Here is a 22,556-nt window from a genome sequence, read left to right as displayed (position 1 = left end):
CCCCAAGAACCCGTGCGCAGCGACCGCGTGCACGAGGAGAACCCGACGAGCGAAAGGCACCGACCATGACCGGAACGTCCCGCCCCAGGAAAGCCGGCCGTCGGCCGTGGCTGCTGGTGAGCCTGCCGCTGGCCCTGATCACCGCGGTCGGCCTGCCCGGCGCCCCCGCCCTCGCCGACACCGTCGCGTCCACCGGCGCGGAAGCCACCGCGGCCGCGGACGCCACCACCGGCGCGCAGGCCGTGGTGGCGGCGATGCAGCCGAGCTGGAACCTGGGCAACACCCTGGACGCCATCCCCAACGAGACGTCCTGGGGCAACCCGCTGACCACCAAGGCGATGTTCGACACCGTCCGGGCGGCCGGGTTCCGCAGCGTGCGGATCCCGGTGACCTGGAGCAACGCCCAGGACACCAACGCGCCCTACACGATCGACCCGGCGTACATGGCGCGGGTCAAACAGGTCGTGGACTGGGCCATCGAGGACGGCCTGTACGTGGACCTGAACGTGCACCACGACTCGTGGCAGTGGATCAAGAACATCACCACCGCCGACCACGACGCGGTGCTCGCCCGGTTCGACGCGACCTGGCGGCAGATCGCGGCCGCGTTCAGGAACGAGCCGCGCAAGCTGCTGTTCGAGAGCGTCAACGAGCCGCAGTTCACCGACGACGCCACCGAGGCGCAGAAGACCCAGGCGATGGACGAGCTGAACACCTCGTTCCACACCGTCGTCCGGCAGTCCGGCGGCCGCAACGCCACCCGCGTTCTGCTGCTGCCCGACCAGAACACCAGCCCGACCCCGCAGAAGATGGGCGAGCTGTATACGACGATCACCGCACTGCACGACCCGAACCTCGGGGCGACGGTGCACTACTACAGCTTCTGGCCGTTCAGCGTGAACAACAGCGGCTTCACCACCTACAACCAGCAGACCCAGCAGGACCTGATCGACGACTTCACCGCGGTGCACGACGTCTTCGTCGCCAAGGGCATCCCGGTGTACCTGGGCGAGTACGGCACGCTGTCCTACCCGGACTACACCAAGCCCGACCAGATCGAGCGGGGCGAGGCGTTCAAGTACTTCGAGCATCTGGGCTACGAGGCGCGGATCAACGGCATCACCACCGCGCTGTGGGACGCCGGCTCGTTCCTCGACCGCAACACCCTCCAGTGGCGCGACCCCGAGCTGACCGCGCTGATCAGGGCGAGCTGGCACACCCGCTCCGGCACCGCGTCCACCGACCAGGTCTTCCTGCCCAAGTCCACGCCCGTCGCCGCGCACACCGTCACCCTCAACCTGAACGGCCTGTCGTTCCGGGGCCTGTGGCAGGGCGGCACCCGGCTGCGCAAGGGCGTGGACTACGCCGTGTCCGGCGACCAGCTCACGCTGACCCCCTCGCTGCTCACCCGGCTGGGGGGCGACCGGGCGTACGGCGAGAACGCGGCCTTCGAGGCGCGGTTCTCCAAGGGAGTGCCGTGGAAATTCCACGTGATCACCGACGACCTGCCGGTGCAGTCCGACGCGACCGGCACGACCGGCTCGCTGACCATCCCCACCCGGTTCGAGGGCGACGTGCTGGCGACCATGGAGTCCCGGTACGCGGACGGCAGCGCCGCCGGCCCCTACTCATGGACGCCCTACCAGGAGTTCAACACCACGTTCACGCCGGACTACCCGAACGGCGCGATCGTGCTGACCTCCGACTACCTCAAGACGCTCACCGACGGCGCCACCGTCACCCTGACGTTCGACTTCTGGAGCGGGGCGTCCGTCACCTACCACGTGACCAGGTCCGGCGACACCGTCACCGGCACCGCCTCCTGACCGCCGGCTGACCGACCCCGGCCTCGCGTGTCCGCCATGCGGGGCCGGGCACCAGAAGAACAAAGGAGGCGACTTGCCTTACCACATCAGCGCGGACGGCCTGGAACGGCACACCGCGCAAGAGATCCTCCGCATCGAGCCCTGGGGGCCGCACGCGGTCCGGGTCCGTGCCTCGTCCGGGACGCCCGCCCCCGACGCCCCCGGCGCACTGGAGAGCGCCCCGCCCTCACCCCGCGCCGACCTGTCCGCCGCGGAGGACGGCTCTGCCCGCCTGGTCAACGGCCGCCTGGCCGTCGAAGCCCTGCCGGACGGCCGACTGAGGTTCCTGCACGCCGCCTCGGGCCGTGAACTGCTCGCCGACAAGACCCCGTACACCCACCATCCCGGCCCCCGCGTCCATGCCGCGGGGGGCCGGACGGAACAGCACTTCGAGGCCTACGGCGGTGAGCGGCTGCACGGCCTCGGGCAGCATCTGCACGGGCTTCTGGACCAGAAGGGCTGCGTGATCGACCTCGTCCAGGGCAACACGGTCGCCGCCATCCCCTTCCTGCACTCCTCGCGCGGCTACGGGCTGCTGTGGAACAACCCCGCCACCGGCCGGGCCGAACTGGGCACCGACACCACCCGGTGGGTGGCCGACGCCGGCGGGCGGGTCGACTACTGGATCACCGCAGGGGACACGCCGGCCCAGATCCTGGACGCCTACACCCTGGCCACGGGACGCCCGCCGCTCCTGCCCGAGTGGGCGTCCGGCTTCTGGCAGTCCAAGCTGCGCTACCGCACCCAGGACGAACTCCTGGCCGTGGCGCGGCAGTACAAGGAACGCGGACTGCCGCTGTCGGTCATCGTCTGCGACTTCTTCCACTGGCCCGCGATGGGCGACTGGCGCTTCGAGGCGAGCGAGTGGCCCGACCCCGCCGCGATGGCGGCGGAACTCTCCGGCCTCGGGGTGAAGCTCGCGGTATCGGTATGGCCCACCGTCGAGCCCGGCAGCGACACCTTCGAGGAGCTGCGCGCGGCCGGATCCCTCGTGAGGGACGTCGGCGGCGGCCTGCTCACCTGCCACTGGCCCTCCCGCAGCGCCGAGGAGCCGATGCGCCCGATGGCGTACTACGACGCGACCGACTCCGGTGCGCGCGCCGCACTGTGGCGGCGGCTCAGCGACAACTACCGTTCAGCGGGCGTGGCCTGCTTCTGGCTGGACGCCTGCGAACCCGACCTGCCCCGGGATGCCGCCGGCCGTGCCGTCTACGCCGCCGGGCCGGCCGCCGAGGTCGCGAACCTCTATCCGCTCCTCCACACCCGAGCCGTCGCCGACGGCCTGCGCGCGGCAGGCGAGGACCGGCCGCTGTCGCTGGTCCGCTCCGCATGGGCGGGCAGCCAGAAGTACGGTGCCGCCCTGTGGTCCGGCGACATCCCCACCACCTTCGACTCCCTGGCCCGGCAGATCAGAGCCGGACTGAACGTCGCCATGAGCGGCATCCCCTGGTGGAACACCGACATCGGCGGATTCTTCGGTGGCGACCCCGGCGACCCCGCCTACCGCGAGGTGCTGATCCGCTGGTTCCAGTACGGCACCTTCAGCCCTGTCATGCGGCTGCACGGCGATCGCGTGCCCAACCACCCGACCTTCTCCACGGACATGACCGGCGGACCGAACGAGGTCTGGTCCTACGGGGAGCAGGCGTACGGCATCCTCCGGGACCACCTGCTGCTGCGCGAAGGCCTGCGCCCGTACCTGGACACGCTGTCCCGCGACGCGCACCGTACCGGCGCCCCGCCGATGCGCCCGCTGTTCTTCGACTTCCCCGACGACGAACGCGCCTGGGACGTGGACGACCAGTTCCTGCTCGGCCCCGACGTGCTGGTGGCACCGGTGTACGAGGCAGGCGCACGCACCCGCCCCGTCTACCTGCCCTCCGGCGCCCGCTGGTACGAGCGGGCCACCGGACACGTCCTGGAGGGCGGGACGACACGTGACGCCGACGCCCCCCTGGAGCGCATACCCGTCTTCCTACGCGAAGGAGCCGCCGTCGCGGGCGCGTTGCGGTGACCTGGAAGTCCCCCTCTCGGCAGATGGAGCAACACATGGCAGGCTTGCAGAACACGAGCAGCGGCGCGGCAGTGCTGAGCTTCCACCCACTCCCGGCGGAGGCGCCGCGCCCGGCTGCGGGCGCGCCCGCGGTGATCGTCATGCCGGGCGGCGGCTACACCTTCCTCGCCCCGCACGAGGGGAAGCCCGTCGCGCAGTGGCTGAACGGGCTCGGATACGCCGCCTGGGTGCTGGAGTACCCGGTGGGGCCGCAGGACTTCCACCCCGCGCCGCTGGACTCGGCACGGGCGGCGATGCGTCAGGCGCGCTCACAGGCACCGGAGCTGGGGGTCGACCCGTCGAACATCGGGGTCCTCGGCTTCTCCGCGGGCGGTCACCTCGCCGCCCACCTCGCCGCCGGCCCGGACACGGCGGACGACGAACGGCCCGCGTTCGCGGTGCTCTGCTATCCCGCGACGTCATGGCACACCTTCGGTCGCGCCGCAGCCGGCGAAACGGGCACCGACCCGCTCCTCGGCCCCGGCTCGACCGCGGAAAAGCGCCGCGCGGTCTCCATCGAGCTGATCGCCGTCCCGCAGACGCCCCCGACCTTCATCTGGCACTGCGCGGACGACGACACCGTCAGGGTCGACCACGCCCTGTCCCTGTGCCACCGCCTGGCCGGCATGCAGGTCCCGGTCGAACTCCACGTCTTCCCCACCGGCGGACACGGTGTGGGACTGGCCCAGGAGATGACGCCCGCCGGCACGTGGACGTCCCTGTGCGCCCAGTGGCTCTATCGGACGACCCGCCACGAGTAGTCCGTCCGACCTGGCAGCAGCGGCCGACCCCGAACCGGGTCGTGGCCGCAACGTTCGATGCACAGGGGCAACCTGCTCCTGGTGCGACATGGGATGTCCGGTGCGCGGCTGTTGACTGCGTGAGCCGAAAAGCACCACACTCGACGCGTGGGAGCGCTCCCACGCGCCGACTGAGCGTCGGTGAGCGGGTCTTGGGACCTCCATAGCGCGATCGTGTCATCCCCCCACCTGGGTCGCGGCCCAGCGGTGGCGGGTGCCGGCGGGAGACGTGTCATCGCCCCGGGGCCGGTGCCCCCTGCCGGTGGCGCCGCCGGCCCGCAAAGAAGGAGACCATGCATACGACACACAGGGCTGCCGCTCTTGCGGCGGTCGCAGTGCTGCTGGCCGGCGCCGGGACGGCGCAGGCCGCCGGAACCGGCCACGGGCAACCGGTGCGGGCGGCCGACGCCGCGGCGGGCCCGGCGATCACGGTGGACACCACCACCGGCCGCCATGCCATCGACCCCCACATCTACGGCATGAACTTCCCCGACCAGGCGCTGGCCAAGGACTTGCGTCTGCCGTTGGGCCGCTGGGGCGGCAACGCCACCACTCGCTACAACTACACGAACGACGCCTACAACGCCGGTTCCGACTGGTACTTCGAGGACCTGCACTACAACAACGACACCTCGGCCCTGCCGGACGGGTCGCAAGCCGACAAGTTCGTCGAGCAGAACCGGGCGGCCGGCAGCGACACCCTGATGACCGTGCCGATGATCGGCTGGACGGCGGCCGGCCGCGACGACGGCTGCGGGTTCAGCATCGCCGAGTACGGCCCCCAGCAGGGCAGCGACGCGCAGTGGCGCCCGGACTGCGGCAACGGCACGAGGACCGACGGAACCCTGATCACGGGCAACGACCCGGCGGAGACCAGCACCCCCGCCGGTCCTGACTTCGTCAAGGGCTGGGTGCAGTACCTCGACCGCACCTACGGGAACGCGGACAGCGGCGGGGTGCGCTTCTACGACCTGGACAACGAGCCGGACCTGTGGCAGAGCACGCACCGCGACGTGCACCCGGCAGGGGCGGACTACGACGAGTTGCGCGACAGCACGTACACCACCGCTGCTGCCGTCAAGGACGCCGACCCCGCCGCACAGACCCTCGGCCCGGTCGGCTGGGGCTTCAACTCCCTCATCTACTCCGGCCGGGACCAGCAGGTGTGCAGCGAGCAAGGCGGCAGTTGCTGGTCGAACCCCCCCGACCGGGCCGCGCACGGCGGCGTGGAGTTCGCGCCCTGGTACCTGCAGCAGATGAAGGCCTACGACCAGGAACACGGCCGCCGCATCCTGGACTACTTCGACGAACACATCTACCCGCAGCAGTCCGGCGTGTCCGGCAGCGCCGACGACGCTGCGACCCAGGCCCTCCGGCTGCGCTCGACCCGGCAGCTGTGGGACCCCTCGTACGTCGACGAGAGCTGGATCAACCAGCCGATCCAGTTCATACCGCGGATGCGCTCGCTGGTCGACCAGAACTACCCGGGCACCAAGCTCGCGATCTCGGAGTACAACTGGGGCGCACTGGACCACGTCGACGGCGGCCTGGCCGAGGCCGACGTGCTGGGCATCTTCGGACGGGAGGGGCTGGACCTGGCCACGTTGTGGTCACCGCCCGCCGCGACCGACCCCGGGGCCTTCGCCTTCCGCATGTACCTGAACTACGACGGCAACGGCGGTACCTTCGGCGACACCGCAGTCCATGCCGCCAGCGCCGACCAGGACAAGCTCTCGGTCTACGCGGCCGAACGCAGCACCGACCACGCCACCACGGTCATGGTCGTCAACAAGACCACCGACGACCTGGCCGCCCCGGTGTCCCTGACCGCCGGAAGCGAAATCCCGGCGGCGGCGCAGGTCTACCGCTACGGCCAGGCCGACCCCACCGCGATCGAGCACGCGGCCGACCAGCCGCTCGGCGGCGGCTCCTTCACCGGCACCTTCCCGGCCTACTCCATCACGGAATACGTCATCCCCGCCGGCTCCACCCAGGTCACGCCGCCCTCGGCCCCCGGCACCCCGGCCGCCTCGGCCATCGGCCCCGACCGCGTCACCCTGACCTGGCCGGCCGCCACGCCCGGGACCTCGCCGCTGGCCGGCTACCGCGTCTACGCCGGCGACCCCGCCACCACCGCGCCGCTGGCCACCGTCACGTCTCCGGCGACCACCGCCACCGTCACCGGCCTGAGCCCGGCCACCGCCTACACCTTCCGCGTCGTGGCAACAGACACCGCAGGCCGCAGCTCGCCGCCCTCGGCCCCGCTCCAGGTCACCACCGGCCAAGCCCCCGCCGACGGCTGCACCGCCGCCTACCAGGTCAGCAGTGACTGGGGCAGCGGCTTCACCGCGAACGTCACCGTCACCAACCACGCGGCCCAGGTCAACGGCTGGCACCTCGGCTTCACCTTCACCGGCAACCAGAAGGTCGTCCAGGGCTGGAACGGCACCTGGTCGCAGACCGGAACCGCGGTCACCGTCACGGACGCCGGATGGAACGCCGCCCTGCCCACCGGCGCCTCCACCACGATCGGCTTCAACGGCTCCTACACCGGGACCAACGCCACGCCGGGCGCCTTCACCCTCAACGGCACCCCCTGCGCCACCGCCCCGCCGACCCTCACCCCGGCCACCGGCCATGCACCACCGCCCGACGCAGCACGCTGACAACCCCTCGCCGCACCGGCGGACCTGAAGAAACCCCAGCTGACCTGGATCAGCGCAGGCACGAAGGCAGGGCCTCCTGCTCGGCTCGGGAACGCCGAAGCCCCCCGAGCACCAGGAGGCCCTGCGCCGCACTCCGGCTGCGCGCGGACCCTGCCCGGTGCCGGGTCACTCACGTCCGGGGGAGTGAGGGGTCAGGTTCGACCCGTGTCGGCCGCTCAGGCACGGACGTCGCGTACCGCGTCGGCGACGGCCGCGAAGTCCTTCTTCAGGATCGCGCCATGGTTGCTGGCGACCTTCGCGCTGATCTTGATGTGGGGGTTGCGTTCGGTCACCGCGGTCAGGCCGGCGCGGATCCGCTCCTGCTCGTCCCCCTTGCTTCCCAGGGACGTCCCCGACGCCACCACATACCGCGCCGGGACCGTGATGCGGTCCAGTACCGGTCCCAGTACCGCGGCGCGAGCCAGCCTGCCGAGCTCGATGTTGCACTCCGCCATCTGGCGGCCGGTCATCCTGGGGGTCAGGCCCGTCGGACGCAGCAGCGGCAGGACGTACCCCAGGCGGCCGAACATCGTGCGGATCCGCCGCTCCATCGCCTCGTCCAGCCAGTCGTACGGCTGCGCGCCCTCGACCATGACCACGCCCGCGGTGCGGCCCGGGTTCCGCTCGGCGAAGTGGGCGGCGACGAACGCGCCGTAGGACCAGCCCACGACGACCGCCCGTTCCACGCCCCGGGCGTCGAGCACGGCGTGGACGTCGCGGACCGACGCCTCGAAGGAGTAGTCCGCCGAGCGCCTGGACTTCCGGCCGCGAGCCCGCTCGTCGTAGGTGATGTGCCGCCAGTCCGCGCCGAGTTCGGCCGTGACCCGGCGCCAGTAGCCCTGGGTGGCGAACTGGCCGTTCAGGTAGACCACCGGAGTGCCGGCGCCGCCGGTGTCGGTGGCGGCCAGCGCCGTGTCGTCCACCGGCACCATGCCGGACCAGGGCTCGGCGGCTGCGGGAGCGGGAGCTTCGGTGAGCAGCGAGGGTGTTGTGTCCATGGGGAAGAGCTTGGGCTCGGCGCCAGGTCCCGGACATCCGGCGCCGTGCGGTCCGGGACGCGGGAAGCTCCGCCATGAAGGTGCTGACCTGCGACGTCCCACGAGCGGAAGGCGCCTGCGTGAGTGTCCCGGGACGGGACGGGACACCCGCATCGCGCTCAGGACGGGACTCAGGACGCCTGGATCAGGCCCGAACGCGCGCTCGGCAGCAGGTAGTCGAGGGCGTGCGCCGACGCCAGCTCCGTGGCCGCCCGGAAGTGCCGGGCGGCGGCGTCCCGGTCGCCCCCGGCCAGGCAGCTCTCCGCGTACGCGAGCAGGCTCCGCGCCAACCAGTGCGGCTCACCGGTCCGTTCGAGGATCTCCACCGCTTCGGCATGGGCGGGCGTCGCCTCCTCGGCGCGGCCGAGACGCCGCAGGGCGACCGCGACATCGGTCAGGCTCACCGCCGCGAAGACGGCGTGGCGGGTCGTCCGGCTGATCCGGGTGGACCGCTCGGCGAAGTCCAGGGCGGCCTCGGCGTCCCCTTGGCCCAGCGCCGCCCAGCCGAGGACGTCCAGGCACATGCGCTCGGTCTGCAGATCCAGTCCCCGCGCCGCCTCAGGCACCTCCGCGACGGCCTCGCGAGCCTCGTCGTAGCGCCCCAGATGCACCAGGGCCTGTCCGAGGCCGCCGCTCACCCGGACACGGAGGGCGGCGTGATCGGTCGGCACGAGCGCCGCCGCCCGGTGGAGGAGTCCGACCGCGTCCTCGGCGTCGCCGGCGTACACCCTGCTCTCCGCCAGCTGGTGGAGGGCCAGGACCTCGCCGACGGTGTCGCCCTCTTCGGCCATGAGCAGATGAGCCGAACGCAGCTCGGTCGCCGACTCCTCCAGCCGGCCCAGCCGCATGAGCGTGACGCCCAGCAGGTAGCGGTGCGAGGCGAGTGTGCGGCGGTCACCGAGCCTGAGGGCAGCGGGCATGCTGCGTTCGAGTTCCCGCCGGTGCTGGACCACGCCTCCGCGGCGCGCGTTGGAGATCGTGCTGAGCTGCGCGAGGCCGACCGCCGGTGCATCGACACGCAGCTCGACGGCGCGCCAGAACGTCGCGGTGAGGTTCCCCCATTCGGCGTCCATCCATCGGACGGCCTGGTCGTAGCCGGAGAAGCGGGGAAGCGCTGGAGGCCGGTGCGCCACCGCGACCGGCAGCGGGATGAGGGTCTCGGTCAGTGCCTTGGCGGCCAGCATGCCGCTCAGGTAGTAGTCGCCCAACCGGGCGGTCACCGACACGGGGTCTGCCTCCTCGGCACGGTCGGCGTCGGTGCGGGCAGCCTGCCGCAGCAGGTCGTGCATCCGGTAGCGGCCGGCCGCCGGTTCCCGGACCAGGTGGACGTCCACCAGGTCCTCCAGCAGTGAGCGGGCGTCGCCCAGCGGGATCACGGCCAGCGCGGCGGCGCCGTAGGCGTCGATGTCGTCCCCCGGAACCAGCCCCAGCAGCCGGAACATCCTCCGCTGGGCGGGATCCAGCTGGCGCAGCGACATCTCGAAGACGTCCGGGACGGCCAACTCGCCCTCGCGCAGCCGCTCCAGGAGGGTGTCGAGCGTCCAGGCCGGCCGGTGCCGCAGCCGAGCGGCGGCCACCCGGATGGCCAGCGGAAGGTTCCCGCAACGGCGCAGGACCTCGCCGACGTCACCGGGCCGGGCACCGCCCGCCGAGGTGACGAACAGGTCAGCCGCCTCGTCGTCCGGCAGCACGTCCAGCGACACGGGCAGCACGCCGTGCAGTTCCACCATCCTGCGGCGGCTGGTGATCACCGTGAAGCTGCGGCCGGCGCCGGGCAGCAGCTCGCGGACCTGACCGGCGTCGGCGGCGTTGTCCAGCACGACGACCACGCGCCTGGCCGCCAGCTCGGACCGCCACAGTGCGGCGCGTTCGGCGGTCCCCTCGGGGACCCGGCCGGGCGGCAGCCCGAGCGCGGTCACAAGCACCCGCAACGCCTCGGCAGGTTCGAGCGGTTCCCTTCCCGGGGTGAAGCCGTGCAGGTCAAGGTAGATCTGCCCGTCGGGGAAGTCGGCGGTCAACAGGTGCGCGGCATGCACGGCCAGGGCGGACTTGCCCACCCCGCCCATGCCGTCGACGGCGACGGTCGCGGACTCCCTTGCGGCGGCGAGGAGTCCGGCCAGCTCCTGGCGGCGCCCGGTGAAGGCGGCGATGTCATGCGGCAGGTCGTTGCGCACCGGCGCCGCAACCGGCGCGCTCGCCCGCGACCCGCTCCGAGCGCGCTCCCACATTCCCCGCATCGGCCGGGGATCGCGGCCCGCCGCCCTGCACAGCGCCACGACCGTCGGCCAGGGCGGAACGGACTGGCCGGAGAAGTACCGTGACAGCGACGAGCTGCTGCCGTTCACCTCACGGGCCAGCTCCCGCAGGCTGCGCCCGGTCAGGTCGCGCAACTGCCGCAGTCCGTCCACCAACTCCTCGCCCATGGCCGCCAGCCTCTCATCGGCCCCGGACGCCGACGAGGCGGCCCCCTGCCACCTTCCGGTCAGGCCCGGGACGCCGACCACGTCACCGCCGGCGGGCGGACGGCGGCGCACAGCGGGTGACCCTTCGCGTCGGACAGCCCCAGCCGTCCGACCAGCACACCGTCGGCGACCGCCGCCGCGAGGACGTCGGCCCCGACGCCGTCGAACAGCAGCTTCGCGCGGCGGAACATCGTGAAGGCGCCGTCCGCGTCGACCGTCCCCCACGCCAGGTAGACGAACCGGCCGCCGGGCGGCCCCTGCACGTACGGCCCCCGTACGTCCCAGCCGCCCTCGACGGGCGAGGCCGTGGCCTCCAGTTCCCATGCCGCCGAGGCCGCGTCCCCCGGGTGGAGCCCGAGCAGTTCGCCGGGCCGTCCGCGGCGCTGCACACCGACGTGGATGTCGCGGTACCCCTGCGGGGAGTCCGGCGACGGCCCGCACTCCCGGCCCGGCAGCCCCGACCCCTCGATCCGAATCAGCATCCCGCCATCATGCACCCCGCCGCCCGGCCCGCGGCGCCCGGCAGTGCCCTCGCGGTAGCCGGAAGGGGACTGTCCGACGATCCTCCGGAAGGTCCGGCTGAACGTGCCCAGGCTCGTGAAGCCCACGTCGCAGCAGATCTCGGTGACGCTGCGGTCGGTCTCCATGAGCAGGAACATCGAGCGCTCCACCCTGCGCCGCTGCAGGTAGCTGTGCGGGGTCTCACCGAAGACGGTGCGGAAGCAGCGGCTGAAGTGCGCCGGGGAGATGTGGGCCACGGCCGCGACGGCACGCACGTCCAGCGGACCGGCATAGGCGCGGTCCATCGCGTCCCGGGCGCGGAGCAGGCGCCGGTTCAGTTCCTCGGCCTCTCGGCTCACCCGGCCATGCTGGAAGACCCCAGCGGGTGCGACCATGCGCGGCCGTCCGGGTGAAGGGCTCCGCGGCCGGCGCCCGGGGCGGCCGTCGGCAGGGGGCGGGTTGCCTACCATGGCGGGCGTCGCGCCCGGGACAGCCCGTGCGCGGCGGCAGCGTGGCCGGGCCCGTCCGGTTCGGAGTGGAGGTGGCACCTTGGCCGAGCAGGCGGCGGACGTGGAGGGGGCGGTGGCGGACGCTCCCAGCCCGGTGCGCAAGGGTGTCGTCGCGCTGGTGACCGTCCTGATCGTCCAGGTCCTCTTCGCGCTGTGCCTCGTCAGCGCGCTGCAACTGCTGGTGCCGCGGAACATGCTCTTCGGGGTGGCGGGGCCGCCGTCCAGGGTCGTGGCCGCGGTGGCCTCGAAGGTGTCGCTCCAACCGCACGGCTACCGCAGCGAGACCGCCCTGCGCGGGGCGATCGGCGACGGCAGGCTCTACGGCGGCTACGTCAGCGGCCGCACCCGTGACACGCTGATCGTGGTCCCCGCGCAGAGCTTCTTCGGGCAGATCGAGATCGAGGGCGCCTTCACCGCGGCAGCCAAGGTGCTGCAGCGCCCGGTCACCGTCGAGACCGTCAAGCCGCTGCCGTCGGGCGACCGCGTCGGAGCGGTGGTGGGCTTGTTGCTGCTGCCGCTGCTCATCGGCGGATACCTCGCCGCCGTCCTGGTCTTCAAGGCGGCCGGTGGCACCGCGGCGGCGCCGTGGCGCGCGCTGATCCTGACCGGGTACGCCGTCGTCGGCGCCCTGCTGACCGACCTGATCGCGGGGCCGGGGCTCGGCGCCTACGCCACCAGCCACTTCTGGCCGCTCCTGCCGTGCTTCGCACTGGTCACCACCGCGGTGGTGCTGTCCGCCGCGGCCGTCCAGTCCCTGGTGGGCAAGTTCGGCACCCTGCTCGTCGCGGTCGCCTTCATCGTCGTCGGCGGGGCCGGCGCCGGCAGCAGCGGTCCGTACCTGCTGCCGGTCTACTGGCGCAACATCGGCGTCCTGTTCCCACCGCAGAACGCGGTCCACCTGATCCGCAACGTCCTCTACTTCGACGGCAACGACATCTCCACCCCGCTCACGGTGCTCTTCCTCTACGCCTTCGCCGGCGTGGCCGTCATCGGGTACATGGGCCGTATCCGCCCCGCCCGGGCGGCCTCCGCGCGCCGGGACACGTCCGCGCCGGCCCCCGCCCGGCCCGGCAGGCGCGGGCTGCCGATCCTCGTCGCGCTGGCCCTGTGCGCCCTGATGCAGTGCCTGTTCGCGGTCAACTACACCAGCGCCGCACACTCGCCCGCCGCCACCGACATGCCCTTCGGCGTCACCGGGCCGTCCCCGGTCCTGACCGCCGCGCAGAAGACCTTCTCCCTCAAGGTCCACCACTACCGCGACGAATCGGCCGTCAAGGACGCCATCGACCGCACCGAGATCTGGGGCGCCCTGATCCCCGCCCCCGCGCCGGCCGCGAGCACCCTGATCGTCGTCCCCAGCATCAGCGACCTCGCCCCGCTCGACATCGCCGTCCAGTTCAAGCGGGCCGCCGCGGCCGTGCACCAGCCGCTTGCCGTACGGCCGTACGCGCCGGTCAAGCTCGCGAAGAAGGACCCCTTCGGGGTGGTCCAGTCGCTGATGCTCGTGCCGCTGCTCATCGGCGGATACATGAGCGCCGCCCTGCTGATGGCCGCGACCGGGCGGGCGGGAGGGCGCTGGCGGGCCGCCGCACTCGCCGCGTTCGCGGTGCTGGCCGGCCTGGTCGTGGACCTGGTGGTGTGCCTGTGGCTGGACGGCTACCCCCGCAGCAGCTTCTGGATCGTCTGGCCCATCTGCTCACTGATCGTCGCCGTCGTCGCCTTCGTGGCGGCCGTCCTGCAGAAACTCATCGGCTCGGCCGGCACCCTGCTGACCGTCGTCCTGGTCATCCTCTTCGGCAACCCCTCCAACGGCGGCGCCAACGGCGTGCCCTACCTGCCCGCCTTCTGGCGCGACATCGGCCCCTACCTGCCGCCGCGCAACGGCTACGTCCTGCTCCACCACACCATCTACTTCCACGGCCACGGCACCACCCAGGCCCTCGCCGTCCTGCTGGCCTACCTCGCCGTCGCGGCCGTCGCCCTGGTCCTGCTCGACCAGCTCCGCCCGGACCCCGGTGTGGAGCCGCAGGCGGCAGAAGCCGCCGCCATGGCCGTCCCCATCGGCGCGGCGCCCTAGGCCGTGTTGTGGAAGTCCCGCCTGCCCCGCGACGCCTGGCACGCACCCTCGCTGCGTTGTCGGAGTCGTCCGAGCAGGCCCACTACGAGGACGACCCTCCGCCTTGCGATCGCACGCACCAGACGCCGCGGGGCCCGCCCTGTGGGCGGACGGCGCTACTTCCAAAACACGGCCCAGCCGCAGCGGAGGGCAGGGCCTGTAGGCCACGTCGGCGCGGTTCCGGGCGCGGCGGTACGCGGCCGCGCGGGGCGGGTAGGTACGTCACTGCCCGGTATGTCCCGTTCTGGGTGACGAAGGAGCGACGTGCTGTGGATGCCGAGATCAGCCTGCGGGTCGACGGGGAGCGGCGGCGGGTGACCGTGGACACCAGGACCTCCCTGCTGGACGCGCTGCGGGAGCGGCTCGGGGTGACGGGGCCGAAGAAGGGCTGCGACCACGGGCAGTGCGGGGCCTGCACCGTGCTGCTCGACGGGCGGCGGGTGAACAGCTGCCTGGCGCTCGCCGTCGCCCAGGACGGCCGCGCGGTCACGACGGTCGCGGGCCTGGCCGACGGGCAGGACCTGCACCCGGTGCAGCGGTCCTTCGTCGGACACGACGCCTTCCAGTGCGGGTACTGCACGCCCGGCCAGATCTGCTCCGCGGTCGGCATGCTCGCCGAGGCGCGCGCCGGGTGGCCCAGCGCCGTGACCGGCGAGGCAGCGGACCCGCACAGTCCCGTCGAGCTGTCCGCGGCGGAGATCAGGGAGCGGATGAGCGGGAATCTGTGCCGCTGCGGTGCCTACACCCACATCGTCTCGGCCATCGGGGAGGCGGCCCGGTGAAGCCGTTCGCCTACCGGCGTGCCGACGACGTCGCAGCCGCGGTCGCCCTGCTGTCCCAGGACCGCCACGCGGTCTTCCTCGGCGGGGGCACCAACCTCGTCGACCACCTGCGGCTCGGCGTCGCGACGCCGGACACCCTGGTCGACGTCAGCCGGCTGCCGCTGGACCGCATCGAGGAACTGCCCGGCGGCGGGCTGCGCGTCGGCGCCACCGTACGCAACAGCGACCTGGCCGCCGACCCGCTGGTCAGGCAGCGCTACCCGGTCCTGTCGCAGGCGCTGCTGTCCGGTGCGTCGGGCCAGTTGCGCAACGCGGCCACCACCGCGGGCAACCTGCTGCAGCGCACCCGCTGCGTGTACTTCCAGGACGTCACCACCGCGTGCAACAAGCGCGACCCGGGCAGTGGCTGCTCGGCGCTGGGCGGCTACCAGCGCTACCACGCCATCCTCGGCGCGTCGCCGGAGTGCACCGCGACCCACCCCTCGGACATGGCGGTGGCCATGGCCGCACTGGACGCCGTGGTCCAGGTGGTCGGCCCGGACGGCGAACGCGCCGTGCCGATCGGCGACTTCCACCGGCTGCCCGGCGACCGGCCGCACCACGACACGGTGCTCGGGCACGGCGACCTGGTCACCGCCGTGGACCTGCCGCCGCTGCCGGAGACGGTGAGGTCGCGCTACCGCAAGGTGCGCGACCGGGCCTCGTACGCCTTCGCGCTGGTGTCGGTCGCCGCGGCCCTCGACGTACGCGACGGCGTGGTCGCCGACGTGCGGATCGCGCTCGGCGGGGTGGCCCACAAGCCCTGGCGGGCGAGCCTCGCCGAGCAGGAGCTGCGCGGTGCCCCGGCGACCGAGGACAGCTTCCGCCGCGCCGCGGAGGCGGAACTGGCGGCGGCGCAACCCGTCGACGGCAACGCCTTCAAGGTGCCGCTGGCACGCAACACGCTGGTGGCGACGCTGCGCGAGCTGACCGGAGGGACACCGCGATGACCGCCACGCAAGGGCGCGTACGGCCGCGCGCCATCGGCACCCCGCTCGACCGGCTCGACGGGCGTGCGAAGGTCACCGGGAGCGCGCGCTACGCCTACGAGCAGCCGGTCGGGGAGCCCGTCTACCTGCATGCGGTGCAGGCCACCGTCGCCCGGGGCCGGATCACCGGCATCGACACCGAGGCGGCAGCGGCGGTGCCCGGGGTGCTCGCCGTGCTCACCCACCGCAACGCGCCCCGGCTGGCCGACACCCGCGACGCGGAGCTGGCGGTCCTGCAGTCCGACGCCGTCGCCTTCCGTGGCCAGTTCGTCGGCGGGGTCGTCGCCACCACGTCGGAGGCCGCGCGGTACGCGGCGAGTCTGGTGCGTACCACCTACGACACGCAGCCCCACGACAGCGTCCTGCGCCCGGACCGTGACGACCTGTACGCCCCCGAGAGCGTCAACGGCGGGTTCGCGACGGACACCGAGCAGGGGGACGTCGAAGCCGCCCTGGCCTCGGCCGCGGTGACGGTGGACCAGACGTACACCACCGCGATGAACCACAACAACCCGATGGAGCCGCACACCACGGTCGCGGTCTGGAACGACGGCGAGCTGACCCTCTACGAGTCCACCCAGGGCGTGCACATGGTCCGCTCGCAGGTGGCACCGCTCTTCGGCCTCCAACCGGACGAGGTGCACGTCGTGTCGCCCTTCGTCGGCGGCGGCTTCGGGTCGAAGGGCACCCCGCACGCGCCGGTCGTGCTCGCCGCGATGGCCGCCCGCCTGGTGCCGGGCCGTGCGGTCAGGTTCGCCCTCACCCGCCCGCAGATGTTCTTCGTCGCCGGCTACCGCACCCCCACGGTGCAGCACATCCGGCTCGGCGCGGACCGCGGCGGCCGGCTCACCGCGATCAGCGTGGACGCGGTCTCGCAGACCTCGCGGATCAAGGAGTTCGCCGAGCAGACCGCGGTGGCCGCGCGGATGATGTACGCCGCCCCCCACCGCAGGACCACTCACCGGCTGGCGCGGCTCGACGTACCGGTGCCGTCCTGGATGCGGGCGCCGGGCGAGTGCCCGGGGATGTTCGCCGCCGAGGTCGCGATGGACGAACTGGCCGAGGCCTGCGGCCTCGATCCCGTGGAGCTGCGGATCCGCAACGAGCCCGCGACCGACCCGGAGACCGGCCGGCCCTTCTCCAGCCGCAACCTCGTGGCCTGCCTGCGGGAGGGCGCCCGCCGGATCGGCTGGGAGCGGCGCGAGCAGGCCCCGCGCTCCCGCCGCGAGGCGGGACACCTGGTGGGGCTCGGCGTCGCTGCCTCCGTCTACCCGGTCTTCTGGATGCCGGGCTCGTCCGCGACGGTACGTGCGGGGGCCGGCGGCCGCTACACGGTCTCCATCGGCGCCGCGGACCTCGGCACCGGCACCTGGACCGCCCTCGCGCAGATCGCCGCCGACGCACTGGAGGTGCCGGTCGAGCGGGTGGAGCTGCGGATCGGGGACACCGCCTTCCCGCCCGCGTCGGTCGCCGGCGGCTCCTCGGGCATCACCGCCTGGGGTTCCGCCGTCGTCCACGCGGCCCGCCGGCTGCGCGAGACGTACGGGAACGCGCCGCCGGACGGCGCCGAGGCCACCGGCGAGACGGGTGACAACCCGGCGACCGAGCGCTTCGCCATGTACGCCTTCGGCGCGCAGTTCGCCGAGGTCCGGGTGGACGAGGAGACCGGCGAGGTGCGTGTGCCGCGGCTCGTGGGGGTGTTCGCGGCCGGCTGCGTCATCAACCCCAAGACGGCACGCTCGCAGCTGGTCGGCGGTATGACGATGGGCCTGTCGATGGCGCTGCACGAAGAGAGCCACGTCGACGGCCGCCTCGGCCAGGTCGCCAACCACGACCTGGCCGAGTACCACATCGCGGCCAACGCCGACGTCGGGGACATCGACGTCTCGTGGATCGACGAGGACGACCCGCACGTCAACCCGATGGGTTCCAAGGGCATCGGCGAGATCGGCATCGTCGGCACCGCGGCGGCGGTCGCGAACGCCGCCCACAACGCCACCGGTGTCCGCGTCCGCGACCTGCCGATCACCCTGGACAAACTCCTCGGCGATCCCGGCGCAGGCAACGGGCCTGCCGTCAGGCGCAGATGAGTTCCCGCACCGCCTGGAAGGCCTCGAACTCCTCCTTCTGGTCCACCGGCAGCTGGTAGAAGCCGGCGGCGATCTTCGGCACCGACGGGATCACCGTCAGCCGGAAGCGCTGCCCGTCGCTGACCGAGATGACGAAGCGACCCTGCAGGTCGCGCTTCTTGACCGCGCCCCGGTTGGCGTCGGTGATCGTGACCGGGGTGCCGGCGGTTATCCGCCCCTTGTCCTCGTCGACCGGCAGGATGACCAGGTCGGTGCTCCCCGGGCGGAAGCCGACCGCGTAGTTGTAGATGGTGGTGCTGCGGAAGACGATGTAGTTCCGCTGCTTCATGTCCGAGGCGTAGACCTTGGTGTAACCCGCGCCGTCCGGGACGGTCGCGTCGAAAGCCGCGTGGATCGCCGCTTTGAGTTCTTCCTTGCTGGCCACTGTGCATCCCTGGGGTTCGTGTTGCAGGCAGACGAGGTGAGGCGGCCGGGCAGGCCGCCGCGCTGTGCACCGGCTCGGACGACCGGCCGCAGCGGCGTTGACTGTACAGCCGGCCAGTGGAAAACCCAACCGGCCTGGTGAGCGCCGACTCCCTTGTGCGCCAAGGGAGTTGGACGCACCCGGCGGCGGCTCGTCCGGGCAGGTCACAATGGGTGGCAAGGCCGGGGCGTGGTCGCCCCTGCGCGGCGCGGGAAGCAGACGGGGAAGAGGTGCCGGGTGTCGCCACGATCGGCGCGGGCGAACGAGGAGATACGGGACCGGTCGCGCGAGCGGATCCTCGCGGCGGCACTGGAGGTCTTCGCCGAGAAGGGCTACCACGAGGCGACCATCTCGCAGATCACCGCGCGGGCCGGCGTCTCCCGCGGCCTGCTCACGTACTACTTCCCCGCCAAGGGCGACCTCGTGGACGAACTGCTGGGCCGCTACCTGGACCAGGTGGCCGCCCTGCTGGACGTCAGCGGCACCCCGGACGAGCGGCTGGCGGCGATCATCGACGGCGTCGTGCAGGCGGCGGCCACCACCGTTCCCGTGCAGCGGATGGCCCTGAGCCTGGTGGTCAACCCCGCCACGCACCCGCTGTTCGCCGCGACCGAGCGGCGTATGGAGGCCCGGGTGCGCGCCCTGGAGGACGGCCTGCGCGAGCTGTTCGCCGCCCGGGGAGCAGAGGACCCGGCGCTGGAGGAGGTGATGCTGCGCAGCGTGCTGGAGGGCGTGATCTTCAAGGCCGCCGTCTACGCGGGCCGCTACCCCCTCGAACGCGTCCGGCGCCGCCTCTACGCGATGTACGCACTCCCCGCCCCGCGGGCCGGCCTGCTCGGCCCGGACCTGCCCCCGGTCGGCCGTATGCGCGCCTCCCGCCCCGAGGGCGACGGGGAGAGCGCCCGGTAGGTTCCGCCGGGTTCACCGAAGCGCTTCGATACGCGGCGGTGCCGCGGTGACACGTACACACGTACCGGCCATTGACATGTCCTCAGCCCCCCTCCTAGCGTGTGTGGCTGATGCGTCGAAGCGCTTCGATGTGCGTCCTCTCCATCCGTCAGAGCCCGTGGAGGCCTGCAATGGCGAAGCTGCGCAAACCGACGGCCGTGACCGCGATGGCACTGGCAGGTGCCCTGCTGCTCGCCTCCTGCGGGAGTTCGGGCGGCGGCGCGGGGGACGGCAGGACCCTCAGACTCTGGCACTACGAGGCCCCCAACAGCGCCATGGGGATCGCCTGGAACCAGGCGGTCGCGGAGTTCAAGAAGTCCCACCCGGGTGTGAAGGTGGAGTTCGAGGCCAAGGGCTTCGAGCAGATCCAGAAGACCGCGTCCATGGTCCTCAACTCCGACGGCGCGCCCGACGTCATGGAGTACAACAAGGGCAACGCCACCGCCGGACTGCTGGCCAGGCAGGGGCTGCTCACCGACCTGACGCCCGAGGTCACCAAGTACGGCTGGGACAAGCTGCTCAGCCCCAGCGTGAGCACGACCAGCCGCTACAGCGCGCAGGGCATCATGGGCTCGGGCAACTGGTACGGCGTGCCCAACTACGGCGAGTACGCGATGGTGTACTACAACAAGGACCTCTTCGCGAGCAACGGCGTCAAGGTCCCGACCACGCCTGAGGAGTTCACCGCGGCACTGGCCGCCTTCAAGGCCAAGGGGATCACCCCGCTGGCCGACTCGGGCGCCGAGTACCCGGCGCAGCAGTACCTCTACCAACTGGCCCTGAGCAAGGCCGACCGGGCCTGGGTCGACGCCTTCGAGCTGTACAAGGGCAAGGCCGACTTCCACGACGCCGCCTGGACGTACGCCGCCGACACCTTCGCGGACTGGGTCTCCAAGGGCTACATCGCCAAGACGTCGAGCGGTGCCAAGGCCGAGGACGCGGGCGTGTCCTTCATCAGCGGCAGGTCCCCGATGTTCTTCTCCGGCAGCTGGTGGTTCGGCCGCTTCAAGGACGAGAACAAGTTCGCCTGGGGGACCTTCCTGTGGCCCGGCTCGAAACTCACCCCGGGCTCCGGCGGAAACCTGTGGGTCGTACCGAAGAACGCCAAGAACAAGCAGCTCGCCTACGACTTCATCGACATCACGATGAAGAAGGGCGTTCAGAACGCCCTCGGCAACAACGGCGGCATCCCGGTGGCGGCCGACCCGTCGGCGATCACCGACCCGCAGTCCAAGGCCCTGATCGGCGACTTCACCACCGTCTCCGGAGCCGACGGCCTCGCCTTCTACCCGGACTGGCCCGTCCCCGGCTTCTACGACGTGCTGGTCTCCGCGGTCCAGAAGCTCATCACCGGCAGCGCGAAGCCGGACGACGTCCTCGACCAGCTGCAGAAGGCCTACGACGCGGGCATCCCCCGGTGACCAAGGCCCGCCTGCGGCACCCCCGCAACACCTATGTGCTGTACCTGATCCCCGGGGCGCTCGCCTTCCTCGCCGTCATCGCCGTGCCGTTCGCGATGAACGTCTACTACAGCTTCACCAGTTGGCAGGGCGTCGGCTCACCGGCCTGGACCGGCCTGGACAACTACCGGACGCTGATGAAGGACTCGCAGTTCTGGGCGTCCTTCCGGCACAGCCTGTCGATGGTCCTGGCCATGGCGGTGATCCCCACCGCGATCGGCCTGGTCGTGGCGGCGGCGCTCTTCGACTTCGTCGCCCGGCACTACGGGACGAGGCTGGCGTCGGTGCTGCGGGCTTGCTTCTACCTGCCGCAGGTGCTGCCCGTCACCGTCGCCGGCATCGTGTGGAGCTGGATCCTGGCGCCCGAGGACGGCTCGCTCAACGACCTGCTGAAGGCCGTGGGTCTCGGCTCGCTCCAGCAGGACTGGCTCGGCGACCCGAAGTTCGCGCTCTACAGCGTCATGGGTGTGCTGGTCTGGGTCCAGCTGGGCTTCCCCGTAGTGATCTTCATGGCCGGGCTGCAGCGGATCGACCCCGCCCTGCAGGAGGCCGCGGAACTCGACGGGGCCTCCTGGTGGCGGCGGTTCTGGCATGTGACGCTGCCCCAACTGCGCCCGGAGATCTCCGTGGTGCTGCTGTGGTGCACCATCGCCGCCCTGAAGGTCTTCGGCGCCGTCTACGTCCTGACCAAGGGCGGACCCGCGGACGCGACCGACGTGCCCTCGTACTTCTCCTTCGCGACCTTCTTCGAGAAGACGCAGGTCGGCTACGGGTCGGCGATCGCCACGGTGATGACGCTGATCATCCTCGCGCTGGCCATGGTGGGCCTGCGCTTCCAGACCCGGGCGGAGGAGTCGCAGTGACCGCGGCCAAGCGCTTTCCCGCGCTCGCGCTGATCGTGCTGGGCGCCGCCTTCATGGTGCTGCCGCTGCTGATCGTGCTCGACAACGCGCTGAAGTCGCCCGCCGACTACTCCGCCCACGGCCCGCTCTCCCTGCCGCACGGCATCCACCTGGACAGCCTCAAGGACTTCTGGAACCGGGTCGACTTCGGCCGGGTGCTCCTGAACTCGGTGCTGATCTCCGGCTCGGTGGCGGTCGCCGGCACCGCCTTGTCGGTGCTGAACGCCTACGCGATCGGCATCGGCAAGGTCAGCGGCAGGTCGTGGGTGCTCGGCTTCTTCGTGCTGGCCAACGTGCTGCCGCAGGAGGCGCTGGTCTACCCGCTGTACTACCTGGCCAAGCAGGCCGGCCTGTACGACACCAGGCTCAGCCTGGTCATCGTCTTCACCGTCATCCAGGCCGCCTTCGGCACCTACCTGCTCTCCTCGGTCCTGGCGTCCTTCCCCCGGGAGGTCATCGAGGCCGCGCGGATCGACGGTGCCAACAGCTGGCAGGTGCTGTGGCGGATCGTGGTGCCGGTCAGCCGCCCGACGCTGGGCGTCCTGCTGGTCTTCTTCTTCGTGTGGACCTGGAACGAGTTCCTGCTGCCGCTGGTCATGCTGCCCTCCAACGACAACCAGACGGTCTCGGTCGCCCTCGGAGTCCTCCAGGGGCAGCGCCTGATGGACGCCACGATGACCAACGCCGCCGGACTGCTCGGCGCGCTCCCGGCGATCGCCTTCTTCCTGCTCTTCCAGCGCACCCTGACCCGCGGCATAGCCGTGGGCGCCGTCAGGTGACCCGGCACGCCCCGGCCGGACCTTTGCCCCTTTTGTCGCCAATGGCATATATGGTG

Annotated in this window: 16 protein-coding genes; 12 read left to right on the top strand and 4 right to left on the bottom strand. The window is 72.0% G+C overall.

Annotation, left to right across the window (positions count from 1 at the left end):
* Nucleotides 1–65: 65 nt before the first annotated feature.
* The 4 genes from JT723_RS14725 to JT723_RS14710 all read left to right on the top strand — a co-directional run bounded on the left by JT723_RS14725 (nucleotide 66) and on the right by JT723_RS14710 (nucleotide 7,384).
* Complete coding sequence (locus JT723_RS14725; protein ID WP_205045042.1) at nucleotides 66–1,826, top strand: cellulase family glycosylhydrolase; 1,761 nt, start codon at nucleotides 66–68, stop codon at nucleotides 1,824–1,826.
* A gap of 73 nt (nucleotides 1,827–1,899) precedes the next feature.
* Complete coding sequence (locus JT723_RS14720; RefSeq protein ID WP_205045041.1) at nucleotides 1,900–3,879, top strand: glycoside hydrolase family 31 protein; 1,980 nt, start codon at nucleotides 1,900–1,902, stop codon at nucleotides 3,877–3,879.
* Between the two features lie 35 nt (nucleotides 3,880–3,914).
* The gene (locus tag JT723_RS14715; RefSeq protein ID WP_205045040.1) at nucleotides 3,915–4,679 is read left to right on the top strand and encodes an alpha/beta hydrolase; all 765 of its coding nucleotides are present in this window, start codon (nucleotides 3,915–3,917) and stop codon (nucleotides 4,677–4,679) included.
* A gap of 332 nt (nucleotides 4,680–5,011) precedes the next feature.
* On the top strand, nucleotides 5,012–7,384 hold the full coding sequence (locus JT723_RS14710; RefSeq protein WP_205045039.1) for a glycoside hydrolase family 44 protein: 2,373 nt from the start codon (nucleotides 5,012–5,014) through the stop codon (nucleotides 7,382–7,384).
* Nucleotides 7,385–7,599: 215 nt separating this feature from the next.
* On the opposite strand, the gene JT723_RS14705 is transcribed toward JT723_RS14710, so the two are convergent.
* The 3 genes from JT723_RS14705 to JT723_RS36435 form a co-directional block, all read right to left on the bottom strand.
* Nucleotides 7,600–8,421 (bottom strand): alpha/beta fold hydrolase, encoded by an 822-nt coding sequence (locus JT723_RS14705; protein ID WP_205045038.1) that lies wholly within the window; start codon nucleotides 8,419–8,421, stop codon nucleotides 7,600–7,602.
* A gap of 170 nt (nucleotides 8,422–8,591) precedes the next feature.
* Nucleotides 8,592–10,883 carry an ATP-binding protein gene (locus JT723_RS14700; protein ID WP_205045037.1) on the bottom strand — a complete coding sequence of 764 codons (2,292 nt, stop codon included), beginning with the start codon at nucleotides 10,881–10,883 and terminating at the stop codon, nucleotides 8,592–8,594.
* Nucleotides 10,884–10,942: 59 nt separating this feature from the next.
* The gene (locus JT723_RS36435) at nucleotides 10,943–11,782 is read right to left on the bottom strand and encodes a DUF5990 family protein (protein WP_372441309.1); all 840 of its coding nucleotides are present in this window, start codon (nucleotides 11,780–11,782) and stop codon (nucleotides 10,943–10,945) included.
* Nucleotides 11,783–11,972: 190 nt separating this feature from the next.
* Between JT723_RS36435 and JT723_RS14685 the strand changes: the two genes are divergently transcribed.
* The 4 genes from JT723_RS14685 to JT723_RS14670 all read left to right on the top strand — a co-directional run bounded on the left by JT723_RS14685 (nucleotide 11,973) and on the right by JT723_RS14670 (nucleotide 17,948).
* On the top strand, nucleotides 11,973–14,009 hold the full coding sequence (locus JT723_RS14685; RefSeq protein WP_205045036.1) for a hypothetical protein: 2,037 nt from the start codon (nucleotides 11,973–11,975) through the stop codon (nucleotides 14,007–14,009).
* 308 nt (nucleotides 14,010–14,317) lie between these two features.
* Nucleotides 14,318–14,830, top strand: a complete 513-nt coding sequence (locus JT723_RS14680) for a 2Fe-2S iron-sulfur cluster-binding protein (protein WP_205045035.1) — start codon at nucleotides 14,318–14,320, stop codon at nucleotides 14,828–14,830.
* Nucleotides 14,827–15,819, top strand: a complete 993-nt coding sequence (locus JT723_RS14675; RefSeq protein ID WP_205045034.1) for an FAD binding domain-containing protein — start codon at nucleotides 14,827–14,829, stop codon at nucleotides 15,817–15,819. The genes JT723_RS14680 and JT723_RS14675 overlap by 4 nt, the downstream gene beginning before the upstream one ends.
* Nucleotides 15,816–17,948: a xanthine dehydrogenase family protein molybdopterin-binding subunit gene (locus JT723_RS14670; RefSeq protein WP_205045033.1), complete on the top strand. Its 2,133-nt coding sequence runs from the start codon at nucleotides 15,816–15,818 to the stop codon at nucleotides 17,946–17,948. The genes JT723_RS14675 and JT723_RS14670 overlap by 4 nt, the downstream gene beginning before the upstream one ends.
* Here JT723_RS14670 and JT723_RS14665 read toward each other — a convergent pair.
* Entirely contained in the window at nucleotides 17,935–18,372 is a 438-nt protein-coding gene (locus tag JT723_RS14665; protein ID WP_205045032.1) for a hypothetical protein, read from the bottom strand. The two genes, JT723_RS14670 and JT723_RS14665, sit on opposite strands and share 14 nt — an antisense overlap.
* A 276-nt stretch (nucleotides 18,373–18,648) precedes the next feature.
* Here JT723_RS14665 and JT723_RS14660 point away from each other — a divergent pair, with 276 nt between their 5' ends.
* The 4 genes from JT723_RS14660 (at nucleotide 18,649) to JT723_RS14645 (ending at nucleotide 22,500) form a co-directional block, all read left to right on the top strand.
* The gene (locus tag JT723_RS14660) at nucleotides 18,649–19,320 is read left to right on the top strand and encodes a TetR/AcrR family transcriptional regulator (RefSeq protein ID WP_205045031.1); all 672 of its coding nucleotides are present in this window, start codon (nucleotides 18,649–18,651) and stop codon (nucleotides 19,318–19,320) included.
* Between the two features lie 170 nt (nucleotides 19,321–19,490).
* Nucleotides 19,491–20,780 carry an ABC transporter substrate-binding protein gene (locus tag JT723_RS14655; protein WP_205045030.1) on the top strand — a complete coding sequence of 430 codons (1,290 nt, stop codon included), beginning with the start codon at nucleotides 19,491–19,493 and terminating at the stop codon, nucleotides 20,778–20,780.
* The gene (locus JT723_RS14650) at nucleotides 20,777–21,682 is read left to right on the top strand and encodes a carbohydrate ABC transporter permease (protein WP_205045029.1); all 906 of its coding nucleotides are present in this window, start codon (nucleotides 20,777–20,779) and stop codon (nucleotides 21,680–21,682) included. The genes JT723_RS14655 and JT723_RS14650 overlap by 4 nt, the downstream gene beginning before the upstream one ends.
* Before the next feature lie 53 nt (nucleotides 21,683–21,735).
* On the top strand, nucleotides 21,736–22,500 hold the full coding sequence (locus tag JT723_RS14645) for a carbohydrate ABC transporter permease (protein WP_205045150.1): 765 nt from the start codon (nucleotides 21,736–21,738) through the stop codon (nucleotides 22,498–22,500).
* The last annotated feature ends 56 nt before the right edge of the window (nucleotides 22,501–22,556 follow it).

The sequence above is a fragment of the Actinacidiphila bryophytorum genome, assembly GCF_016916835.1.
Taxonomy (GTDB): Bacteria; Actinomycetota; Actinomycetes; order Streptomycetales; family Streptomycetaceae; genus Actinacidiphila; species Actinacidiphila bryophytorum.
The sequence above is the reverse complement of the archived record's forward strand: the minus strand, read 5'-3'. Positions and strand labels throughout refer to the sequence as shown.